This is a genomic window from Pseudomonas sp. FG43, from assembly GCF_057809175.1.
On record NZ_JBMDJL010000004.1, the window covers coordinates 21,620 to 46,620 of the forward strand.

The window sequence follows — 25,001 nt, forward strand, 5'->3', positions numbered from 1 at the left end:
CGTCTTGCAGGCGCTATTCGGTTTCGCCAGCGAAGAGCGATTGAACGCCTTCTCCAACGCACTGCAATCGGTGATCGAGCGCCACGATATCCTGCGCACCTCGTTGCACTGGGAAGGGCTCGACGAACCGGTACAAGTGGTCTGGCGTCATGCGCAACTGGGTCTGGAAGAAGTCGAGGTGGCTGATGCATCCCAGGATGTGATGAGCCAATTGCAGGAACGCTTCGATGCCCGTCAGCACCGCATGGATATTCGTCAGGCACCGCTGATACGGATTGCCTACGCCCAGGATCCGGCCAATCAGCGCTGGGTCGCCTTTCTGTTGTTCCATCATCTGGTCATGGACCACACCGCGCTGGAAGTGGTGAGCCAGGAGATAGAAGCCTATCTGCTGAAAAACGCTCAGCGCTTGAGCGAGCCGGTGCCATATCGCAATTACGTGGCTCAGGCGCGTCTGGGCACCGATCGGGACGCTCAGGAAGTGTTCTTCCGCGACATGCTGGGGGATATCGAAGAGCCGACGTTGCCGTTCGGTCTGCATGAAGTTCAGGGTGAGGGCCGTGATATCGAGGAGCATCGTCTGCCTCTGGAGCCGGAGCTGAGCAAGCGACTGCGCACACAGGCCCGTCAGCTCGGAGTCAGCGTGGCATCACTGCATCACCTGGCCTGGGGTCAGGTGCTCAGTGCTGCCAGCGGTCGTGACGATGTGGTATTCGGCACCGTACTCATGGGCCGCCTGAATGGCGGTGAAGGTGCTGACCGTGCCTTGGGCATGTTTATCAATACCTTGCCGCTGCGCCTGCAACTGGGGGCTGGCGAGGTAAGAGCCGGTGTCCGGGAAACCCACGCTCGCCTCAGCGCCTTGCTGGCCCACGAACATGCGCCATTGGCGCTGGCCCAGCGTTGCAGCGGCGTGCCGGCTTCGACGCCGCTGTTCAGTGCATTGCTGAACTATCGCTATAGCGCGGCACCGGGCGAGCACAGCCTGTCGCCCGCCTGGCAGGGTATCGAGCCGCTGAAAGGCGAGGAGCGCACCAACTATCCATTGACCCTGTCGGTGGATGATCAGGGTGAAGGTTTCGAGCTGATCGTGCTGGTGCAGAACGGTATCGGTGCCGCTCGTATGACGGCTTATATGAACACGGCGCTGCTTGGCCTGGTGGATGCGCTGGAGCAGCATCCACAGGCTGCGCTCAACAGCCTGTCGGTACTGCCGAGAGGCGAGCGCGAGCAACTGCTGTATGGCTTTAACGAGACGGCGGCTGATTACCCACTTGATCAGACGGTTCATGGTCTGTTCGAGGCTCAGGTCGAGCGTACGCCGGATGCCGTTGCGCTGGTGTTTGGCGACGAGCGTTTGAGCTATACCGAGCTGAATCAGCGCGCCAATAGACTGGCCCATCATCTGCGCAGTCAGGGCGTGGTGCCGGATTCCCGGGTCGGGATCTGTGTCGAGCGCGGTATCGAGATGGTGGTGGGCTTGCTGGCCATCTTGAAGGCGGGCGGCGGTTATGTGCCGCTGGATCCGGCTTATCCGGTGGAACGACTTGCCTACATGCTGCAGGACAGTGCGCCTGCTGCGGTACTGGCACAGACCGCGACGCTGGATCTGCTGTCGGTGCCTGTTATCAATCTGGATAAGCCCGATTGGCAGGACGAATCCATCTCCAATCCTGCGATTGAGGGTTTGACGCCGGCTCACCTGGCTTATGTGATCTACACCTCGGGTTCCACTGGTTTGCCGAAAGGTGTGATGATCGAGCACCGCAATACGGTCAACTTCCTGACCTGGGCGCAGCAGGCGTTTGAGCCTGAAGTGCTGGCCAAGACCCTGTTTTCGACGTCGCTGAACTTTGACCTTGCAGTTTACGAGTGCTTTGCGCCGCTGATCTCTGGCGGCAGCATTGAAGTGGTCAAGAATGTGCTGGCCCTGCAAGAGGGCGAACATGACGTCACCTTGATCAATACCGTGCCTTCGGCGTTGAAAGCCCTGCTGGAGTCGGGTGGCCTCAAAGAAGGCGTGCATACCGTCAACGTGGCGGGTGAAGCACTCAAGGGCTCGCTGGTTGAAAGGCTATTTGCTGAAACCGGCGTCAAACGTCTGTGCAACCTCTATGGCCCATCGGAAACCACGACCTATTCAAGCTGGGTAGCGATGGACCGCGAAGAGGGTTTTGCCGCGCATATCGGCAAGCCGGTCGCCAATACCCAGTTCTACCTGCTGGATGAGCATCGCCAGCCGGTGCCGCTGGGCGTGCCGGGTGAGATCTATATCGGCGGTGCCGGTGTAGCTCGCGGCTACCTGAATCGTGATGACCTGACCGCCGAACGCTTCCTTGACGATCCATTCAACGTCGGAGCGCGCATGTATCGCACCGGCGACCTGGGGCGCTGGCTGACAGATGGCAATATCGAATACCTGGGCCGTAACGACGATCAGGTGAAGATCCGTGGTTTCCGTATCGAACTGGGCGAGATCGAAGCGAAACTTGCCCGCCATGAGAGCGTGAAGGAAGCCGTGGTCATGGCCCGTGAAGACGTACCGGGCGATAAGCGTCTGGTTGCGTATTTCACTTCAACGGACCAGCCAGCCGATCTGGAAATCCTGAGAACGCATCTGCAAAGCCAGTTGCCGGAATACATGGTCCCGGCAGCCTACGTTCATCTTGAAAAACTGCCACTGACACCAAACGGCAAGCTGGACCGCAAGGCACTTCCGGCTCCAGACCAGCAAGCCCTGATCAGCCGTGGCTATGAAGCGCCGCTGGGCGAAACCGAAACCACTCTGGCGCAGATCTGGGCCGAAGTGCTGCAAGTCGAGCAGGTAGGGCGTCATGACCACTTCTTTGAACTGGGTGGCCATTCGCTGTTGGCCGTCAAGCTGATCGAGAAGATGCGTCAGCAAGGCCTGAGCGCCGACGTTCGCGTCATGTTCAGCCAGCCAACCCTGATGGCACTGGCCGCCGCCGTGGGCAGCGGTACTGAAATCTGCGTACCGGCGAATCTGATCGAACCGGGCTGCACGCAAATCACGCCTGAGATGCTGCCGCTGGTGACCATCAGCGAAGAGCAGCTTGAGCAGGTCATCGCTTCCATTCCTGGTGGCGCGGTCAATATCCAGGACATTTACCCCCTGGCGCCATTGCAGGAAGGGATTCTCTATCACCACCTGACTGCCAAAGCCGGTGATCCCTACGTATTGCAGACCGTTTTCGGTTTCGATAACGAGGAGCGTTTGGGCGCGTTCGCCAGCGCGCTGCAACGTGTGATCGAGCGCCACGATATCTTGCGCACCTCGTTCTTCTGGGAAGGGCTGGACGAGCCTGTGCAAGTCGTCTGGCGTGAGGCCAGTCTGAGCATCAAGAACCTTGAGCTGGACCCGGCGCAAGGCGATATCGATAACCAGTTGAAGGAGCGTTTCGATGCCCGCCAGTACCGCATGGATATTGGCCAGGCTCCGCTGCTTCGCCTGCACTATGCCCATGACCCGGCCAATCAGCGCTGGCTGGGCTTGCTGTCATTCCATCACCTGGTTCTGGACCACACCGCGCTGGAAGTGGTGAGCCGGGAAATGGAAGCCTGGCTGCTGAATACGGCGCAGCACTTGAGCGAGCCGGTGCCGTATCGCAATTACGTTGCCCAGGCGCGTCTGGGGGTATCGCAACAGGATCACGAAACCTTCCTGCGTGGCATGCTCGGTGATGTGGAAGAGCCGACCTTGCCCTTTGGGCTGCATGAAGTACAGGGTGAAGGTCGCGGTATCGAGGAGCATCGCATAGCGCTGGGCCTGAACCTGAGCAAACGTCTGCGCGCGCAGGCCCGTAAGCTCGGGGTCAGCGTGGCGTCACTGCATCACCTGGCCTGGGGTCAGGTGCTCAGTGCAGCCAGTGGTCGTGACGATGTGGTATTCGGCACCGTACTCATGGGCCGCTTGAATGGCGGTGAAGGTGCGGATCGTGCCTTGGGCATGTTTATCAATACCTTGCCGCTGCGTCTGCAACTGGATGCGGGCGATGTAAAAGCAAGTGTCCGGGAAACCCACGTTCGACTCAGTGCCTTGCTGGCCCACGAACATGCGCCACTGGCGCTGGCCCAGCGTTGCAGCGGCGTGCCGGCTTCGACGCCACTGTTCAGTGCATTGCTGAACTATCGCTACAGTGCAGAACATACCTTGTCCCCAGCCTGGCAAGGCATCGAGCCGCTGAAGGGCGAGGAGCGCACCAACTATCCATTGACCCTTTCGGTGGATGACAAGGGTGAAGATTTTGAACTGACGGTTCTGGTGCAGGACGGCATTGGTGCTGCGCGTGTAGCGGCTTATATGAGCACAGCGCTGGTTCGACTGGTCGAGTCGCTGGAACAGGATTCACACATTGCGCTGAACAGTCTGTCGGTATTGCCGGAAGTAGAACGCGAGCAACTGTTGCATGGCTTCAACGACAGTGCCTGCGACTATCCACGCGACAGCTCCGTTCAGGCCTTGTTTGAAAGGCAAGTGGCCGAACAACCTGAAGCCTTGGCCGCAGTGCATGGCAAACAGGCGCTAAGTTATGCCGAACTCAATGCTCAGGCCAATCGTCTGGCTCATCATCTGATTGGCCAGGGTGTGATTGCAGGCGATGCCGTGGCGATTCTGCTGCCGCGCTCGCTGGATCTGCTGGTAGCGCAACTGGCAATCATCAAGTGCGCAGCCATTTATGTGCCGCTGGATATCAATGCGCCCCAGGAACGTCAGGCCTTTATGGTGCAGGACAGCGGCGCCCGCCATGTCCTGACCCATGGAGAGCTGGCAGTGCCGCAAGGCGTTGCTCGCATTGATCTGGACAGCCTTGATCTGACTCATGAGCACGGTAATAACCCGGAATTGGCATGTTCCAGCAAAAGTGCGGCCTACATCATGTACACCTCGGGTTCCACGGGTACGCCAAAAGGTGTGCTGGTCCCGCATCGCGCCATTGCCCGGTTGGTGATCAATAACGGCTATGCCGATTTCAACGCGCAGGATCGGGTGGCATTTGCCTCGAACCCGGCGTTTGACGCCAGTACCCTGGACGTTTGGGCTCCATTGCTCAATGGCGGCAGTGTTGTGGTCGTCGATCAGGATATCTTGCTGTCGCTGCCTGAGTTCCGGGCTCTGTTGCTGGAACAGTCGGTCAGCGTACTCTGGATGACGGCCGGTCTGTTTCATCAATACGCCTCGGGCCTCTACGACGCCTTTGCCCAGTTGCGTTACTTGATCGTTGGCGGCGATGTGCTGGATCCGGCTGTTATCGGCCTGGTGCTCAAGTACGGCGCGCCTCAGCACCTGCTCAATGGCTATGGCCCGACCGAAGCAACGACCTTCTCGGCAACTCACGAAATCAAGGCCGTGGGTGAGGGCAGCATTCCCATCGGCAAGCCGCTGGCCAATACACGCTTGTACGTACTGGATGCCCGTCAGCAGCCGGTTCCGCTAGGTGTGACCGGCGAGCTGTATATCGGCGGCGATGGTGTAGCACTCGGTTACCTGAGTCGCGCAGACCTTACCGAGCAGGTTTTTGTTACCGATCCCTTCAGCAATGACCCCACTGCACGCCTGTATCGCACCGGCGACCTGGCCTGCTGGCTGGCGGATGGTTCGGTGGAATACCGTGGCCGTAATGACAATCAGGTCAAGATCCGTGGTTTCCGCATCGAACCGGGCGAGATCGAGGCCAGACTGGCGCGCCATGAGGCCGTAAAAGATGCGGTGGTTCTGGTTCGCGAGGACATGCCGGGTGACAAGCGTCTGGTGGCGTATTTCACCTCGACCGTTGCCGAAGTCGATCTGGAGGCACTGCGCACCCATCTGCAAAGCCAATTGCCGGACTATATGGTCCCGGCAGCCTATGTTCATCTGGATAGCCTGCCGCTGACCAATAACGGCAAGCTGGACCGTAAGGCATTGCCAGTTCCAGACCAGCAAGCCCTGATCAGCCGTGGCTACGAAGCCCCTCAAGGCGAAACCGAAACCACCCTGGCGCAGATCTGGGCTGAAGTGCTGCAAGTCGAGCGTGTAGGGCGGTTCGATCATTTCTTTGAGCTGGGTGGCCATTCGCTGCTGGCGGTCAAGCTGATCGAGAAGATGCGTCAAGAAGGCCTGAGTGCCGATGTACGTGTCTTGTTCAGCCAGCCGACGCTGATGGCACTGGCTGCTGCGGTGGGCAGCGGCACAGAAATCCGTGTGCCAGCCAACCTGATCGAGCCGGGCTGCACGCGGATCACGCCGCAGATGCTGCCGCTGGTGACCATCAGCGAAGAGCAGCTTGAGCAGGTCATCGCTTCCATCCCCGGAGGCGCAGCCAATATTCAGGACATTTACCCGCTGGCGCCATTGCAGGAGGGGATTCTCTATCACCACCTGACCGCCGAACAGGGCGACCCGTACGTGTTGCAGGCGGTCTTCGGTTTTGCTGACAAAGGTCGGCTGGATGCCTTCTCCAGCGCGCTGCAATCGGTGATCGAGCGCCACGATATCCTGCGCACTTCGCTGTACTGGGAAGGGCTGGACGAGCCGGTTCAGGTGGTCTGGCGTCAGGCGCAACTGGGGCTGGAACAGTTCGATGCGGACAGTTCATCTCTGGACGTGATGACTCAGTTGCAGGAGCGTTTCGATGCTCGCCAGCACCGTATGGACATTCGCCAGGCACCGCTGATGCGGATTGCCTACGCTCAGGATCCGGCAACGCAACGCTGGGTGGCCTTGCTGCTGTTCCATCACCTGGTCATGGACCACACCGCGCTGGAAGTGGTGAGCCTGGAGATGGAAGCTTATCTGCTGAGCGAAACACAGCATCTGGGCGAACCGGTTCCATATCGCAACTATGTGGCTCAGGCACGCCTGGGAGGCAATCGCGAATCAAACGAAGCCTTCTTCCGGGAGATGCTGGGCGATATCGATGAGCCGACGCTGCCGTTCGGTCTGCATGAAGTGCAGGGCGAAGGCCGTGGTATCGAGGAGCATCGAACAGCGCTGGATCTGGAGTTGAGCAAGCGACTGCGAGCGCAGGCCCGTCAGCTCGGGGTCAGCGTGGCATCACTGCATCACCTGGCCTGGGGTCAGGTGCTCAGTGCAGCCAGTGGTCGTGACGATGTGGTATTCGGTACCGTACTCATGGGACGCCTGAATGGTGGTGAAGGCGCCGACCGTGCCCTTGGGATGTTTATCAATACCTTGCCGTTGCGCCTGCAGCTGGGTGCTGGCGAGGTAAGAGCCGGTGTCCGGGAAACCCACGCTCGCCTCAGCGCCTTGCTGGCCCACGAACATGCGCCGTTGGCTTTGGCTCAGCGTTGCAGCGGCGTGCCGGCTTCGACGCCATTGTTCAGTGCATTGCTTAACTATCGCTACAGCGCGGCACCGGGCGAGCACAGCCTGTCGCCCGCCTGGAACGGTATCGAATCGCTGAAGGGCGAGGAACGCACCAACTATCCATTGACCTTGTCCGTGGATGACCAGGGTGAAGGCTTTGAGCTGAATGTGCTGGTGCAGAACGGCATTGGGGCTGCTCGTATAGCGGCTTATATGAGCACCGCATTGAACCAACTGGTGGATGCGCTGGAAAACACACCCACTACGCCGCTTTATTCGGTTGCAGTATTGCCTGCCGAAGAGCTGACGCAATTGCTGCATGGCTTTAACGATACGGCGGCTGATTACCCGCTTGATCAGACTGTTCATGGTCTGTTCGAGGCTCAGGTCGAGCGTACGCCGGATGCGATTGCGCTGGTATTTGGCGACGAGCGTTTGAGTTATGCCGAGCTGAATCAACGCGCCAACCGTCTGGCTCATCATCTGCGCAGCCAGGGTGTGGTGCCGGATTCCCGGGTCGGGATTTGCGTAGAGCGCGGTATCGAGATGGTGGTAGGCCTGCTGGCCATCTTGAAGGCGGGCGGCGGTTATGTGCCGCTGGATCCGGCTTATCCGGTGGAACGACTTGCCTACATGCTGCAGGACAGTGCGCCTGCTGCGGTACTGGCACAGACCGCGACGCTGGATCTGCTGTCGGTGCCTGTTATCAATCTGGATAAGCCCGATTGGCAGGACGAATCCATCTCCAATCCTGCGATTGAGGGTTTGACGCCGGCTCACCTGGCTTATGTGATCTACACCTCGGGTTCCACTGGTTTGCCCAAAGGCGTAATGATCGAGCACCGCAATACGGTCAACTTCCTGACCTGGGCGCAGCAGGCGTTTGAGCCGGAAGTGCTGGCCAGGACCCTGTTTTCGACCTCGCTGAACTTCGACCTTGCGGTTTATGAGTGTTTTGCACCGCTGATTTCGGGCGGCAGCATTGAAGTGGTCAAGAACGTGCTGGCTCTGCAGGAAGGCGAACATGACGTCACCCTGATCAACACCGTTCCTTCCGCACTTAAAGCGTTGCTGGAGTCGGGTGGCCTCAAAGAAGGCGTGCATACCGTCAACGTGGCGGGTGAAGCGCTCAAGGGGGCGCTGGTTGAAAGCCTGTTTGAGCAAACAAACGTCAAACGCCTGTGCAACCTCTATGGCCCATCGGAAACCACCACCTATTCAAGCTGGGTGGCCATGGACCGCGAAGATGGTTTTGCGTCCCATATCGGCAAGCCGGTCGCCAATACCCAGTTCTACTTGTTGGATGAGCATCGTCAGCCGGTGCCGTTTGGTGTGCCGGGTGAGATCTATATCGGCGGTGTGGGCGTGGCTCGCGGCTACCTGAATCGCGATGACCTCACCGCCGAGCGATTCCTTGAAGACCCGTTCAACGCCGGATCGCGGATGTACCGCACTGGCGACCTGGGGCGCTGGCTGGCAGATGGCAATATCGAATACCTGGGCCGTAACGACGATCAGGTGAAGATCCGTGGTTTCCGTATCGAACTGGGCGAGATCGAAGCCAAGCTGGCCCGTCATGAGAGCGTCAAAGAGACCGTGGTCATGGCTCGGGAGGACGTACCAGGCGACAAGCGTCTGGTGGCGTATTTCACCTCAACGGATCAAGCAGTCGATCTGGAAACCTTGCGCACCCACCTGCAAAGCCAGCTGCCGGAATACATGGTCCCGGCAGCCTATGTCCATCTTGAAAAACTGCCACTGACGCCAAACGGCAAGCTGGATCGTAAGGCGCTCCCCGCGCCAGACCAGCAAGCCCTGATCAGCCGAGGCTATGAAGCGCCGCTGGGCGAAACCGAAATCACTCTGGCGCAGATCTGGGCCGGAGTGCTGCAAGTCGAGCGTGTAGGGCGTCATGACCACTTCTTTGAGCTGGGCGGCCACTCGCTGCTGGCAGTGAAGCTGATCGAGAAGATGCGTCAGCAAGGGCTTAGTGCAGACGTTCGCGTGCTATTTAGCCAGCCAACCCTGATGGCTCTGGCTGCCGCCGTGGGCAGTGGCACTGAAATCCGCGTACCTGCCAACCTGATCGAACCAGGCTGCACGCAGATCACGCCTGAAATGCTGCCGCTGCTGGAGATCAGCGAAGCTTCGCTTGAGCGGGTTCTGGCGGCGGTGCCGGGTGGCGCAGCCAATGTGCTGGATATCTACCCGCTGGCCCCGCTTCAGGAAGGGATTCTCTATCACTACCTGACCGCCGAAGCTGGCGACCCCTATGTGCTGCAATCGCAGTACGCCTTTGATAGCCGTGAACGGCTGGATGCCTTTATTCAGGCACTGCAATCGGTCATCAATCGCCACGATATCCTGCGCACCGCTGTTCATTGGACAGGTCTCGATGAGCCAGTGCAGGTGGTCTGCCGCAATGTCGTGTTGCAACCTCAGTGGGTCGCGCTTGACCCGGCGGATGGCCCGGTCGCCACGCAACTGTCAGCGCGTTTCGATGCCCGTCACTATCGTCTTGACCTGACCCGTGCGCCGCTGCTGCACCTGGCCTGTGCCGAAGACAAGGAACAGAACCGCTGGGTTGCCACATTGCTGTTCCATCACCTGGCGTTGGACCATACCGCGCTGGAAGTGATGCAGTTTGAAATGCAGGCTTTCCTGCTGGGCACTGCTGATCAACTGGGTGCGGCGATGCCGTATCGCAACTATGTAGCGCAGACGCGCCTGGGCCAGAGCACTGCCCGCCATGAGCAGTTCTTCCATGAGATGCTGGGCGATATCAGCGAGCCGACCCTGCCATTCGGTGTACATGATGTGCAGGGCGACGGGCGAGATATCGAAGAAGTCCATCATCCTGTCGATCTGCAACTGTCGATTCGCTTGCGTCATCAGGCGCGGCAACTGGGTGTCAGTGCGGCCAGCCTGGTGCATCTGGCCTGGGCGCTGGTACTGGGCAAGGTCTCGGCTACCGACGACGTGGTGTTCGGCACGGTGCTGATGGGCCGGATGCAGGGCGGCGAGGGCTCCGACCGGGCCTTGGGTATTTTCATCAATACCTTGCCGCTACGGGTATCACTCGACCGACATGCCGTTCGCCAAAGCGTACGCGAAACCCACGAGCGGCTGACCGCCTTGCTGGCTCACGAGCACGCTTCCCTGGCACTCGCCCAGCGTTGCAGCGGTGTTGCTGCACCGGCGCCGCTGTTCAGCGCCTTGCTCAACTACCGACACAGCACGCCTGTAGACAACGGGGAAAACCTGCACGCCTGGGAAGGCATGCAGACCCTGGGCGGCGACGAGCGCACCAACTACCCGTTGACCCTGAACGTCGATGATTTCGGTGACGGCTTCAAGTTGACCGCTCTGGCAGTGGCCTCCATCGGTGCCCGGCGCATCTGTGACTATGTTCAGGTTGCGCTGGAACAATTGATCGAGGCACTGGAGCAGGCCCCGCAAACGCCGTTGAACAATCTGTCGATCCTCCCGCGCAGCGAGCGTGAGCAATTGCTGCATGAGTGGAACGCCAGCGACTCGACCTTTGCCGACGACCATCTGATTCATCGGGCCTTTGAGGCCTGGGCAGTGGCGAATCCTTCGGCTCCGGCGATTCGTTTCGAGGCTCGTCGCCTGACCTATGGCGAACTCAATGCCCGGGCCAACCAGGTTGCCCATCGCCTGATCGAGCAGGGCATCGGCCCGGATGACCGGGTGGCGATCTGTGTCGAGCGTGGCCCGGAAATGATCGTCGGCCTGCTGGGTATCCTCAAGGCCGGGGCAGGCTATGTGCCGCTGGATCCGGCCTATCCGGCGGAGCGTCTGGCGTATCTGCTCAAGGACAGCGCGCCGGTGGCAGTGCTGGTCCAGCGCTCGACGGCCAAGGTCTTGGCGCAGCTCAGCACCCCGGTCATCTGCCTGGATGACGGCAGCCTGCAAGGCATGGGGCTGAAGAACCCGCAGGTTGCCGAAGTAACCTCTTCGCACCTGGCCTATGTGATCTACACCTCGGGTTCCACCGGTTTACCGAAGGGCGTGCAGGTTGAGCATCGCAACGTGGCCCGTCTGTTCACGGCCACTCAGGCATGGTTCGACTTTGGCCCGACCGACACCTGGGCGTTGTTCCATTCCTTTGCCTTCGACTTCTCGGTCTGGGAAATCTGGGGTGCGCTGCTGCATGGCGGTGAGTTGCTGATCGTGCCGCAACTGGTCAGCCGCTCGCCGCAGGAATGTTATGCCTTGATCTGTGAGGCTGGCGTTACCGTGCTCAACCAGACACCAAGCGCTTTCCGTCAGTTGATTGCTGCTCAGGGTGAAAGCCATCAGGCGCATTCATTGCGTCAGGTGATCTTTGGTGGCGAAGCGCTGGAAACCGGGATTCTCAAGCCTTGGTACGCAAGGCCGGTAAACGCCGGAACCCAACTGGTGAATATGTATGGCATCACCGAAACCACGGTGCATGTGACGTATCGTGCCTTGCAGGCTGCGGATGCGCTAAAAGCAGGTGTCAGCCCGATTGGTGTGCGAATCCCTGACTTACAGACCTATGTGCTGGATGCCAATCGCGAGCCAGTGCCGGTCGGTGTTGTAGGTGAGCTGTATGTCGGCGGCGCCGGTGTGGCGCGGGGTTACCTGAACCGCCCTGAACTGAATGAAGAACGGTTTATCCCCGATCCTTTCAGCTCGACCAAGAATGCTCGCCTGTATCGCACTGGCGACCTTGCCCGCTGGACCGCCGAGGGCAGCCTGGATTATCTGGGCCGTAACGACGATCAGGTGAAGATTCGTGGTTTCCGTATCGAGCTGGGTGAAGTCGAGGCGCAGCTTGCGGCCTGCAATGGTGTTCGCGAAGCCGTGGTTATCGCTCGGGAAGACATTCCAGGTGATAAGCGTTTGGTCGCTTATGTGATTCCTGAAGAGGGCGCGACGCCTTCTGCCGCCGAGTTGCGTGACCAGCTATTGCAAACCCTGGCCGAGCATATGCTGCCAAGCGCCTTTGTGACGCTTGAGTCGCTGCCACTGACCACCAATGGCAAGCTGGACCGCAAGGCCTTGCCAGCGCCGGACCAGTCGGCACTGGCCAGCCGTGCCTATGAAGCGCCGCAAGGCAAAGTCGAAATCGCGATTGCCGAACTCTGGCAGGAACTGCTGGATGTTGAGCAGGTAGGGCGTCAGGACCACTTCTTCGAGTTGGGCGGGCATTCGCTGCTGGCAGTGAAGCTGATCGAGCGTATGCGCCAGCAGGATCTCAGTGCCGACGTTCGCGTGCTGTTTGGCCAACCGACTCTGGCAGCACTGGCCGCAGCAGTCGGCGGGCAGACGGAAATTCTGGTGCCGGCCAACCGGATTGCCAAAGGTTGTGAGCGGATTACGCCACAGATGCTGCCATTGGTGAGCTTGAGTCAGGAGCAGATCGATGGGGTGGTCGCCTGTGTGCCGGGCGGCGTTGCCAATATTCAGGATATCTACGCACTGGCGCCGTTGCAGGAGGGGATTGTCTATCACCACCTGAGTTCCACCGAGGGCGATCCGTACCTGCAATATGTGCTGTTCGGTTTCGATCAGTTGTCTCGCATCGAAGCTTTCGCCCAGGCTTTGCAGGCTGTTATCGCCCGTCACGACATTCTGCGTACCGGCGTGCTCTGGGAAGGTTTGAACGAGCCGCTGCAAGTGGTCTGGCGTGAGGCGAAACTGGGTGTCGAGGCTGTGAGCCTCAATCCGGCAGAGGGTGATATCGCGGCCCAGTTGCATGCCCGTTTCGACCCGCGTCACTGCCGCCTGGATATTCGTCAGGCACCGCTGATGCGAATTGCCTACGCCCAGGACCCGCTTAACGAGCGTTGGGTTGCCATTCTGTTGTTCCATCACCTGATCGATGATGCAACTTCGCTGGCCGTGCTGTCCCGTGAGATCGAAGCCTGCATGCAGGGCCGTGAACATACGCTGGCAGCCTCGGTGCCTTATCGCAATTACGTGGCTCAGGCCCGTCTGGGTGTCAGTCGTGAAGCCCACGAAGCGTTTTTCGCGAACATGCTGGGCGATATCGATGAGCCGACGCTGCCTTTCGATCTGCATGATGTGCAGGGCGATGGCAGCGGTATCGAAGAGTTCCGCCAGCAGGTGGATGCCGACCTGACCCGTCGCTTGCGCCATCAGGCCCGGAGCCTGGGTGTGAGCATGGCCAGCCTTTACCACCTGGCCTGGGCGCAGGTACTGGCACGGATCACCGGCAAGGAAGAGGTGGTGTTCGGCACTGTACTGATGGGGCGGATGCAGGGCGGTGAGGGTGCTGACCGGGCGCTCGGTATGTTTATCAATACCTTGCCGCTGCGGGTGAATATCGGCGATGTCGATGCCCGCGAAGCGGTCAAGGCCACCCACAAACGCTTGAGCGGCCTGCTTGCCCATGAGCATGCGTCACTGACCCTGGCCCAGCGTTGCAGTGCTGTAAAAGCACCGTTGCCACTGTTCAGCTCCTTGCTCAATTACCGGCACCTCGGTGCCTCCAGATCCAATGAAGGCCTGGAGTCCTGGGATGGCATCCAGTTGCTCAAGGGCGAAGAGCGCACCAACTATCCATTGACCCTGTCGGTGGACGACGAAGGTCTGGGCTTTGCGTTCTCGATCATGACCCCGGCCAATATCGGTGCCAGCCGCGTCTGCGGTTATGTGCAGCAGGCGCTGCTGGGGCTGGCCGATGCGCTGGAGCAGGTGCCTGCAACACGGATGCGCCATGTATCGATCCTGCCTGATCAGGAACGGGACAAGGTGATCTCGGGCTTTAACGCAACCGGGATGGCGTATCCGCTTGATCAGACCATTCATGGCCTGTTCGAGGCTCAGGTCGAGCGTACGCCGCAGGCGATTGCGCTGGTGTCTGGCGATCAGCGTCTGAGCTATGTCGAACTGAATCAGCGTGCCAATCGACTGGCCCATCACTTGCGCAGCCAGGGCGTTGTGCCCGATTCGCGGGTGGCGATCTGCGTCGAACGCGGTATCGATATGGTGGTCGGGCTGCTGGCGATTCTCAAGGCGGGCGGCGGTTATGTGCCGCTGGACCCGGCTTATCCGCTGGAACGACTTGCCTATATGTTGCAGGACAGCGCGCCTGCTGCGGTACTGGCACAGACTGCGACTCTGGGCTTGTTGTCGGCCGCTGATGTGGCTGTGGTCAATCTGGATGAGATCACCTGGCAGGATAGATCCGCCTCCAACCCGGCGATTGAAGGCCTGACGCCGGCCCATCTGGCGTATGTGATCTACACCTCGGGCTCAACCGGTTTGCCGAAAGGTGTGATGATCGAGCATCGCAATACGGTCAACTTCCTGACCTGGGCGCAGCAGGCGTTTGAGCCAGAAGTCCTGGCCAAAACCCTGTTCTCCACTTCGCTGAACTTCGACCTGGCCGTTTACGAGTGCTTTGCACCGCTGATTTCGGGCGGCAGCATTGAAGTGGTCAAGAATGTGCTGGCCCTGCAAGAGGGCGAACATGACGTCACCTTGATCAATACCGTGCCTTCGGCCCTGAAAGCGTTGCTGGAATCGGGTGGCCTTCAAAAGGGCGTGCATACCGTTAACGTAGCGGGTGAAGCGCTCAAGGGGGCTCTGGTTGAAAGGTTATTCGCTGAAACCAGCGTCAAGCGTCTGTGCAACCTCTATGGCCCGTCGGAAACCACCACCTATTCAAGCTGGGTGGCCATGGATCGCGAAGATGGTTTTGCGTCCCATATCGGCAAGCCGGTCGCCAATACCCAGTTCTACCTGCTGGATGAGCATCGCCAGCCGGTGCCCCTGGGTGTGCCGGGCGAAATCTATATCGGCGGTGCGGGCGTGGCGCGCGGTTACCTGAACCGCGATGACCTGACGGCCGAACGCTTCCTTGAAGATCCATTCAACGCTGGCGCCCGCATGTATCGCACTGGCGACCTGGGTCGTTGGCTGGCAGATGGCAATATCGAATACCTGGGCCGTAACGACGATCAGGTCAAGATTCGTGGTTTCCGGATTGAGCTGGGCGAGATCGAAGCCAGGCTGGCTCGCCATGAGAGTGTGAAAGAAGCGGTGGTCATGGCCCGTGAAGACGTGCCGGGGGACAAGCGTCTGGTGGCGTATTTCACCTCGACCATTGCCGAAGTCGATCTGGAAACCTTGCGCACCCATCTGCAAAGCCAGTTACCGGAATACATGGTCCCGGCCGCCTATGTCCATCTTGAAAAACTGCCACTGACGCCAAACGGCAAGCTGGACCGCAAGGCATTGCCTGCGCCAGACCAGCAAGCCCTGATCAGCCGAGGCTATGAAGCGCCGCAAGGCGAAACCGAAATCATCCTGGCGCAGATCTGGGCCGATGTGCTCAAGGTCGAGCGTGTAGGGCGTCATGACCATTTCTTTGAACTGGGCGGTCACTCGTTGCTGGCGGTCAGCCTGATGGAAAGGGTACGTCAGGCAGGCATTGAAGCCGACGTCAAAACCCTGTTTGAACAACCTACCCTCGCGAAATACGCCGCTGCGACGGAAAAAACGGAGATTTTCCTGTGAATTTGATTGATCTGCTGGCAACACTGGAAGAAAAAGGCGTCGAGCTTTCCGTCACGGGTGATCAACTGGCGGTACGCGGCCGCAAGCAATCGATTGCTGAGCCCGCCACCCTGGCATTGCTGCGTGAACACAAGGCAATGCTGATCGAGTCGATCAAGAGCGGCGCTTATGCCAGCACTCTGGCGAGCCTGCAAAGCGTGCCCGCCAACGGCATTGTTCCGGGCTGCGAGCGCATCACGCCGGATATGCTGCCGTTGCTGGTCCTGGAGCAGGCGGCCATCGACAGGATCGTGTCCGGCATTCCCGGAGGCACGGCCAATGTTCAGGATATCTACCCGCTGGCGCCGTTGCAGGAAGGGGTTCTCTACCATCACCTGACTGCCGAACGCGGCGACCCTTACGTGTTGCAGGCCGAATTCACCATGGCCAGCCGCGAGCGACTGAATGATTTCGTCGATGCCTTGCAGAGCGTGATCGATCGGCATGACATCTTGCGCACGTCCCTTGCGTGGGAAGGTCTGGAAGAGCCCGTGCAAGTGGTCTGGCGTGAAGCGCAACTGGGTGTCAGGGACATTACCCACGAACTGGGCGAGGGTGAAGTGCTGCCACAACTCAAGGCACGCTTTGATCCTCGCCACTATCGTCTGGATATCGGGCAGGCGCCGCTATTGCTGTTGGTGGTCAGCGAAGACAAGGCCAATCAGCGCTGGCTGGGCATGCTGCTGTTTCATCATCTGGCCATCGACCATGCGGCACTGGAGATCGTGCAGCGTGAAATGCAGGCATTTTTGACCGGTCAGTCTAAAACCCTCGAAGCCCCTGTGCCTTATCGCAACTATGTGGCACAGACCCGCCAGCCCGGAAAACGTCAGGGCCACGAAGCGTTTTTCAGCGAGATGCTGGGGGATATGGATGAGCCCACCTTGCCGTTCGGCCAGCAGGATGTACTGGGCGACGGAAATGGAGTCGAAGAGGCGCATTTGACACTGTCTGCCGAACTTGGGCAGCGCCTGCGCGCCCAGACTCGGCAACTGGGCGTCAGCGCGACCAGCCTCTGCCATCTGGCCTGGGCCCGGGTTCTGAGTGTGGTGTCGGGGCGCGACGATGTGGTGTTCGGCACCGTGATGCTGGGCCGTATGCAGGCAACGCAGGCTGCCGGGCAATCCTTGGGCATGTTCATCAACACCTTGCCGCTGCGTGTGCGTATCGGCGGGCAGAGTGCGCGTGACGGGGTCTCGAACACCCACGCCACGCTAACTCAACTGCTGGGTCACGAGCATGCGTCCCTGGCTCTGGCCCAACGTTGCAGCGGCGTTATCGCCCCGACACCGCTATTTAGCGCCTTGTTGAACTACCGGCACAGCACCGACGCCGGGCAACAGCTGGATGCGCAGACACTGGCCGCCTGGCAAGGCATTGAAACCCTGAGTGCGGAAGAGCGGACCAACTACCCGCTGATTCTGTCCGTGGATGACTTTGGCGAGCACTTTGCGCTCAACGTGCAGGCTTCTGTGCCGATCGGTGCGCAACGTGTTGCAGGTTATATGTCAGCCGCTCTGACAAATCTGGTCAGCGCTCTGGAGGCCGGGGGTAAAACAGAGCTGACGGATATTTCGGTATTGCCGCAAGCCGAGCGTGAGCAACTGCTGCATGGCTTCAACGACAGTGCCGTTGACTATCCACGCGACAGCTCCGTCCAGGCCTTGTTTGAAAGGCAAGTGGCCGAACAACCTGAAGCCTTGGCCGCAGTGCATGGCAAACAGGCGCTAAGTTATGCCGAACTCAATGCTCAGGCCAATCGTCTGGCTCATCATCTGATTGGCCAGGGCGTTATCTCAGGCGATGCGGTCGCGATTCTGCTGCCACGCTCGCTGGATCTGCTGGTTGCGCAACTGGCAATCATCAAGTGCGCAGCCATTTATATGCCGTTGGATATCAATGCACCGCAGGAACGTCAGGCCTTTATGGTGCAGGACAGCGGCGCCCGCCATGTCCTGACCCATAGCAATCTGGTGATACCGCACGGCGTTGCTCGCATTGATCTGGACAGCCTTGATCTGGCTCAGCAGCCCGATAACAACCCGGAACTGGTCTGCTCCAGCGAAAGTGCGGCCTACATCATGTACACCTCGGGTTCCACCGGTACGCCAAAAGGGGTACTGGTCCCGAATCGCGCCATTGCCCGGTTGGTGATCAATAACGGCTATGCCGATTTCAACGCGCATGACCGGGTGGCATTTGCCTCGAACCCGGCGTTTGACGCCAGTACCCTGGATGTCTGGGCACCGTTGCTCAATGGCGGCAGTGTTGTGGTTGTTGATCAGGATGTACTGCTGTCGCTGCCTGAGTTCCGGGCTCTGTTGCTGGAACAGTCGGTTAGCGTTTTGTGGATGACAGCCGGTCTGTTTCATCAATACGCCTCGGGCCTCTACGATGCCTTTGCCCAGTTGCGTTACTTGATCGTTGGCGGCGATGTGCTGGATCCGGCTGTTATCGGCCTGGTGCTCAAGTACGGCGCGCCTCAGCACCTGCTCAATGGCTATGGCCCGACCGAAGCAACGACCTTCTCGGCAACTCACGAAATCAAGGCCGTGGGTGAGGGCAGCATTCCCATCGGCAAGCCGCTGGCCAATACACGCTTGTACGTACTGGATGCCCGTCAGCAGCCGGTTCCGCTAGGTGTGACCGGCGAGCTGTATATCGGCGGCGATGGTGTAGCACTCGGTTACCTGAATCGCGCAGACCTTACCGAGCAGTTTTTTGTTACCGATCCCTTCAGCAATGACCCCACTGCACGCCTGTATCGCACCGGCGACCTGGCCTGCTGGCTGGCGGATGGCTCGGTGGAATACCGTGGCCGTAATGACAATCAGGTCAAGATCCGTGGTTTCCGGATCGAACCGGGCGAGATCGAGGCCAGACTGGCGCGCCATGAGGCCGTAAAAGACGCCGTGGTTCTGGTGCGTGAAGACGTGCCGGGTGATAAGCGTCTGGTGGCGTATTTCACTTCACATGCTGCCGAAGTCGATCTGGAGGCACTGCGCACCCATCTGCAAAGCCAGTTGCCGGACTATATGGTCCCGGCGGCCTATGTTCATCTGGATAGCCTGCCGCTGACCAATAACGGCAAGCTGGACCGCAAGGCGCTTCCGGCCCCAGACCAGCAAGCCCTGATCAGCCGTGGCTACGAAGCCCCTCAAGGCGAAACCGAAACCACCCTGGCGCAGATCTGGGCTGAAGTGCTGCAAGTCGAGCGTGTAGGGCGGTTCGATCATTTCTTTGAACTGGGCGGTCATTCGCTGCTGGCGGTCAAGCTGATCGAAAAAATGCGTCAGCAAGGGCTCAGCGCTGATGTTCGGGTCCTGTTTGGCCAGCCAACCTTGATGGCACTGGCTGCTGCGGTGGGCAGCGGTACGGAAATCCGTGTGCCGACCAACCTGATCGAGCCGGGCTGCACGCGGATCACGCCGGATATGCTGCCTCTGGTCGAACTGGACCAGAACACCCTTGATCTTGTCGTGGCAACGGTGCCCGGCGGTGCTGCCAATGTGCAGGATATCTATCCGCTGGCACCGCTTCAGCAAGGCATTCTTTACCATCACATCAGCGCCGAACAGGGCGACCCCTATGTGTTGCAGGCAACCTTCTCGGTCAAGAGCCGGGAGCGTCTCGATGCCTTTGCCGATGCGTTGCGTCATGTCATCCGGCGCCACGACATTCTGCGTACTGCCGTGGTCTGGCAAGGGCTGAGCGAGCCGCTGCAAGTGGTCTGGCGTGAGGCTGAGCTGGTCGTGGAGTTCCTTAAACCGGACCCTCGCAATGGCGCTATTGGCGAGCAACTGAGCGAACGTTTCGCCAGCAGCCACTATCGTCTCGATCTGGCCGAGGCTCCCTTGATCCGTCTGGCCTGTGCCCGTGACGGCGACGGCTGGGTCATGCTGCTGATCTTCCATCACCTGGCGCTGGACCATACCGCACTGGATGTGGTGCGTGAGGAAATGCAGGCCTTCATGCTGGGCGAAGCCGATGCGTTGCCCGCTGCCGTGCCATACCGCAACTATGTGGCTCAAGCCCGCCTGGGGATGGGGCAGCAGGAGCACGAAGCCTTTTTCCGCGACATGCTGGGCGATGTCGATGAGCCTACGCTGGCTTACGGCCAGGCCTCGTTGCCTGATGACGGCGGCCATATCGAAGAAGCCCGTGTGCAACTGGATATCGAACTGTGTCGCCGGATTCGTGTGCAGGCTCGCCAGCTTGGCGTCAGTGCCGCCAGCCTGATGCATCTGGTCTGGGCACTGGTGGCCGGCAAGGCCAGCGGCCGTACTCAGGCGGTGTTCGGCACGGTGCTTATGGGCCGCATGCAGGGCGGCGACGGTGCCGACCGTGCCTTGGGCATGTTCATCAACACGCTGCCGCTGCGGGTGGATATCGATGGGCGTAGCGTGGTCGAGGGTGTGAAATCCACCCATGCACGCCTCAGCGCACTGCTTGGCCACGAACATGCTTCGCTGGCGCTCGCGCAACGCAGCAGTGCCGTGGCGGCGCCTTCGCCACTGTTCAACTCATTGCTCAATTATCGCCATAGCGCAGCCGACGTTACTTCCAGCCAGGCGTTGTCGGCCTGGGACGGCATCGAAAGCCTGAGCAACGAAGAGCGCACCAACTATCCACTGGCCATTTCCGTGGATGACCTGGGCGAAAGCTTTACCGTCAGCGTGCTGGCGATGCAGGAAATCGGTGCCCGGCGTGTCTGCGACACCTTTGCCTACACGTTGCAGCAACTGGTCGCGGCCCTTGATGAGCGCCCGCAGACTGCGCTGTATGACGTGCCGGTCATTGCACCACCGGAGCGTCAACGCCTGCTTGAAGAGTTCAACGCCACCGCCACGGATTATCCAAGGCACCAGACATTACAGCCCCTGTTTGAAGCGCAGGTTGCCGAGCGACCTGAAGCCGTTGCCGCCGTACACGGCGAACAGATACTGACCTACGCCGAACTCAACCGCCGAGCCAACCGTCTGGCCCATTACCTGAAAGGGCTCGGGGTTAACGCGGGCGATGCAGTGGCGATCTTGCTGCCGCGTTCGCTGGACCTGCTGGTTGCGCAACTGGCAATCACCAAATGTGCCGCCCTCTACGTGCCGCTGGACGTCAATGCACCGCTGGACCGTCAGGCCTTCATGGTCCGGGACAGCGGTGCCCGGCAGTTGCTGACCCATCATGGTCGTGAGATTCCAGACGGCGCCGAGCGCCTGGATCTGGATCGACTCGATGTAAGCAACCAGCCGGATCATGATCCCCAGAACAGCTGCACGGCAGAGTCAGCGGCTTACATCATGTACACCTCGGGCTCTACCGGTACGCCCAAAGGGGTGATCGTCGCGCACCGTGGCATTGTAAAACTGGTGCGCAATAACGGTTTTGCCGATTTCAACCACAAAGACCGCCTGGCATTTGCGTCGAACCCGGCGTTTGACGCCAGCACCCTGGAAGTCTGGGCTGCGTTGCTCAATGGCGGACAAGTGGTGGTGATCGATCATGAACTGCTGCTGGACCCGCCGCGTCTGGCCGAAGAGCTGGTAGCGAAGGCCGTGACATCGCTGTTTGTGACCACGGCAGTGTTCAATCAGTACGTGAGCCTGATCGGCAAAACCCTGGCCGGCCTGCGTATTCTGATGTGTGGCGGTGAGCGTGCCGACCCGCAAGTGTTCCGGGACTTGCTGGCCATTGCTCCGGACCTGCGTTTGATCCACTGCTATGGCCCGACGGAAACCACTACTTACGCGACAACCCTGCACGTGACCGATGTGCCGCTGGAAATGAGCAATGTGCCCATCGGCAAACCGCTGGCCAATACTCAGGTGTATGTGCTGGATGCCCGTCAGCAGCCGGTTCCGATCGGGGTCGCCGGGGAAATCTGCATTGGCGGCGACGGTGTTGCACGGGGTTATCTGAATCGTCCCGAACTGAATGCCCAGTCGTTTATCGCTGACCCGTTCAGCCGCGTCGAGGGCGCGCGTCTCTATCGCTCCGGCGACCGTGGTTGCTGGCGTGCGGATGGCAGCCTTGAGCACCTTGGCCGCGGTGACGGCCAAGTGAAACTGCGCGGTTTTCGTATCGAGCCGGGTGAGATCGATGCGCGTCTGAAAGCCTGCCCGGGCGTTCATCAGGCATCGGTCGTGATACGCGAAGACGTGCCGGGGCAAAAGCAACTGGTGGCGTATTACACCGCCGAATCAGCCAGTTCGCAGCTGACTGCTCAGAGTGTCCAGGCCTGGTTGCGTGAGGCTCTGCCGGAATACATGGTGCCTTCTGCCTTTGTATGTCTTGAGCACTGGCCCTTGAACAACAACGGCAAGCTTGACCAGAAGGCGCTGCCTGTCCCTGACGCGCAGGCACTGACCAGCAGTGTCTACGAGGCGCCAGAGGGTGAGGTCGAAACCCTGCTGGCCCACATCTGGTCACAGGTGCTGAAGGTGGAGCGCGTAGGGCGCTTCGATAACTTCTTTACCTTGGGCGGCCATTCGCTGCTGGCGGTGACGCTGATCGAGCGCATGCGCCAGGAAGGTCTGCGCGCCGATATCAAGGTTCTGTTCAACCAGCCTACGCTGGCGGCACTGGCTGCTTCGCTGACGACGGAACAGGATATTCAGGTACCCGCCAACCTGATCCCGGCTGACTGCCAGAGTATCGAACCCTGGATGCTGCCTATGGCCAGTCTCGACCAGACGGCCATCGACGATATCGTCGCTGCCGTGCCGGGCGGCGTGGCCAATGTGCAGGACATCTATGCGCTTGCGCCGTTGCAGGAAGGCATCCTGTATCACCATGTCGCCGCCCGCCAGGGCGACCCGTTCATCCTGCAGTCCTTGCTGGCGCTGGACAATGAAGAGCGTCTGCAAGCGCTTACCCGCGCCTTCCAGAAGGTTATCGATCGCCATGACATCCTGCGCACGGCGGTGTTCTGGAAAGGCCTGGAAGCTCCGGTTCAAGTGGTGCTTCGCACGGCAACCCTGACCAGCGAGCGCGTTGAACTGGACCCGTCCGCAGGCGATATCGTCGAGCAGATGCGTGAGCGGTTCGCCGCTCGCAACGTGCGCATGGACATCAGCAAGGCTCCGCTGGTCTGCATGCCTTACGCCTGGGATCCGCTGAATCAGCGCTACGTGGTGGCGCTGGTGCTTCATCACCTGATCATGGACCACGTGGCTTTCGAGGTGGTGGTCTCCGAAATTCAGAGCCTGTTGCTGGATGAAACCGCACCGTTGCCAGTACCGGTTCCGTACCGCAACTACATCGCCCAGGTACGCCTGGGGGCTGATGAGGCTGCTCATGAGCGCTTCTTCCGCGACATGCTGCAAGCAGTGGAAGAGCCCACCTTGCCGTTTGGCAAGCAGGTATCGGAAGGTGCCGTGGATGAAGTCCGGCAGAGTGTGAACAGCGATGTCAGCCGGCGCGCCCGCAGCCTTGCCCGTAATCTGGGTGTCAGTGCGGCCAGCCTCTATCACCTGGCGTGGGGCCTGGTAGTGGGCCGGGTTTCAGCGAGTGACGATGTGGTGTTCGGCACGGTGCTGGTGGGCCGGATGCGTGGCGGTGAAGGTGCCGACCGGGCGCTGGGCATGTTCATCAACACCTTGCCGATCCGTGTGGAGCTGGGGCAGGAGGCCGTGACTCAGGCGGTCAGGCAGGTGCATGCGCGCCTGACCGGTCTGCTGGAACATGAGCACGCATCTCTGGCACTGGCCCAGCGTTGCAGTGGCGTCGCTGCGCCAACGCCGTTGTTCAGTGCATTGCTCAACTTCCGCCATAGCCCGGCAGATGACTCGGTTCAGGCTCAGACTGCCTGGCAGGGGATTCAGGGCCTTGAAGCCCATGAGCACACCGCTTACCCGTTGACGCTGGCTGTGGACGATACGGGAGAAGCTGTTGTTCTGACCGTGCAGGCTACCTCGGGAATCAATGCCGAAAACCTGTGCGATTACATGCAGTCTGCGTTGCAGAAGCTGGTGGAAACGCTCGAACAGGCACCACTGACAGCCCTGAATAGTCTTTCGATATTGCCGCAAACCGAACGGGATCGTGTGCTGCACACCTTCAACGCCACACAGCATGACTACCCTCACGATGAACTGATCCACGGGCTGTTCGAGCAGCAAGTCGAACGTACGCCTGATGCGGCTGCGGTCAGCGACCATAACGGCCAGTCATTGAGCTACAGCGCGCTTAATCAGCGTGCCAACCAGTTGGCCCATCAACTGATCAAGCAAGGTGTAACACCGGATGCCCGGGTCGCCGTGGCCCTGCGCCGTAGCAACGAGCTGGTAGTCGCGCTTCTGGCGATTATCAAGGCCGGTGGCGCGTACGTGCCGATAGACCCGGACCTGCCGGACAATCGCCGGGACTATATGCTCGACGACAGCGCACCGGTGGCGATGCTGACCTCAGAGGCATTGCTGGATAACGTCGCACGGGCAGACATTCCCGTGCTGCTGGTTGACGAAGATGTGGACCGCTCCGCGTTTCCGCACACCAATCCAGCCCCGGCATTGCTGGGCCTTGAAGCCACGCACCTGGCTTATGTGCTGTACACCTCAGGCTCCACCGGCAAACCCAAAGGTGTGATGAACGAACACCGGGGCGTGGTCAACCGCCTGCTATGGGCACGGGACGAATATCGGGTCAATGAAACCGACCGGGTGCTGCAAAAGACACCTTTCGGCTTTGACGTTTCGGTCTGGGAATTCTTCCTGCCGCTGCTGACCGGCGCTCATCTGTACATGGCACGCCCTGGCGGCCATCAGGACCCTGGCTATCTGGCACAGGTCATGCGCGAGCAAAACATCACCCTGTTGCACTTCGTTCCTTCGATGCTGGAAGTGTTTCTGGAGCATGGCGACAATCAGGGTTTTTCCGCCCTGAGCCGCGTGCTGTGCAGTGGTGAAGCCTTGCCTCGCAGTCTGCAGAAACGTTTCGAGGAGCAACTGGCACCGGTTGAGTTGCATAACCTCTATGGCCCGACCGAAGCCGCCATTGACGTCACATCCTGGCAGTGTCGCCCGAGCGACGAAGGCGACAGCGTGCCGATTGGCCGGCCTATCGCCAATATCCAGATCTATATCCTCGATCCCCATGGCCAGCC

The 25,001-nt window shown here is 59.9% G+C and carries 2 protein-coding genes (both running past the window's edge); both read left to right on the forward strand.

What is annotated here, in order from left to right; all coding sequences use genetic code 11:
* Positions 1-15,862 carry the 3' portion of a non-ribosomal peptide synthase/polyketide synthase gene (locus ACODS3_RS06760; protein WP_489033840.1) on the forward strand. The gene continues 13,067 nt to the left of window position 1, outside the view, so only the last 15,862 of its 28,929 coding nucleotides appear in the window; its start codon lies off the left edge, out of view; its stop codon occupies positions 15,860-15,862.
* Positions 15,859-25,001 carry the 5' portion of an amino acid adenylation domain-containing protein gene (locus tag ACODS3_RS06765; protein WP_489033841.1) on the forward strand. It continues 3,952 nt past the right edge of the window, so 9,143 of the gene's 13,095 nt are visible here — the first part of the coding sequence; it begins with the start codon at positions 15,859-15,861; the stop codon falls past the right edge of the window. Before ACODS3_RS06760 ends, ACODS3_RS06765 begins: the two co-directional genes overlap by 4 nt.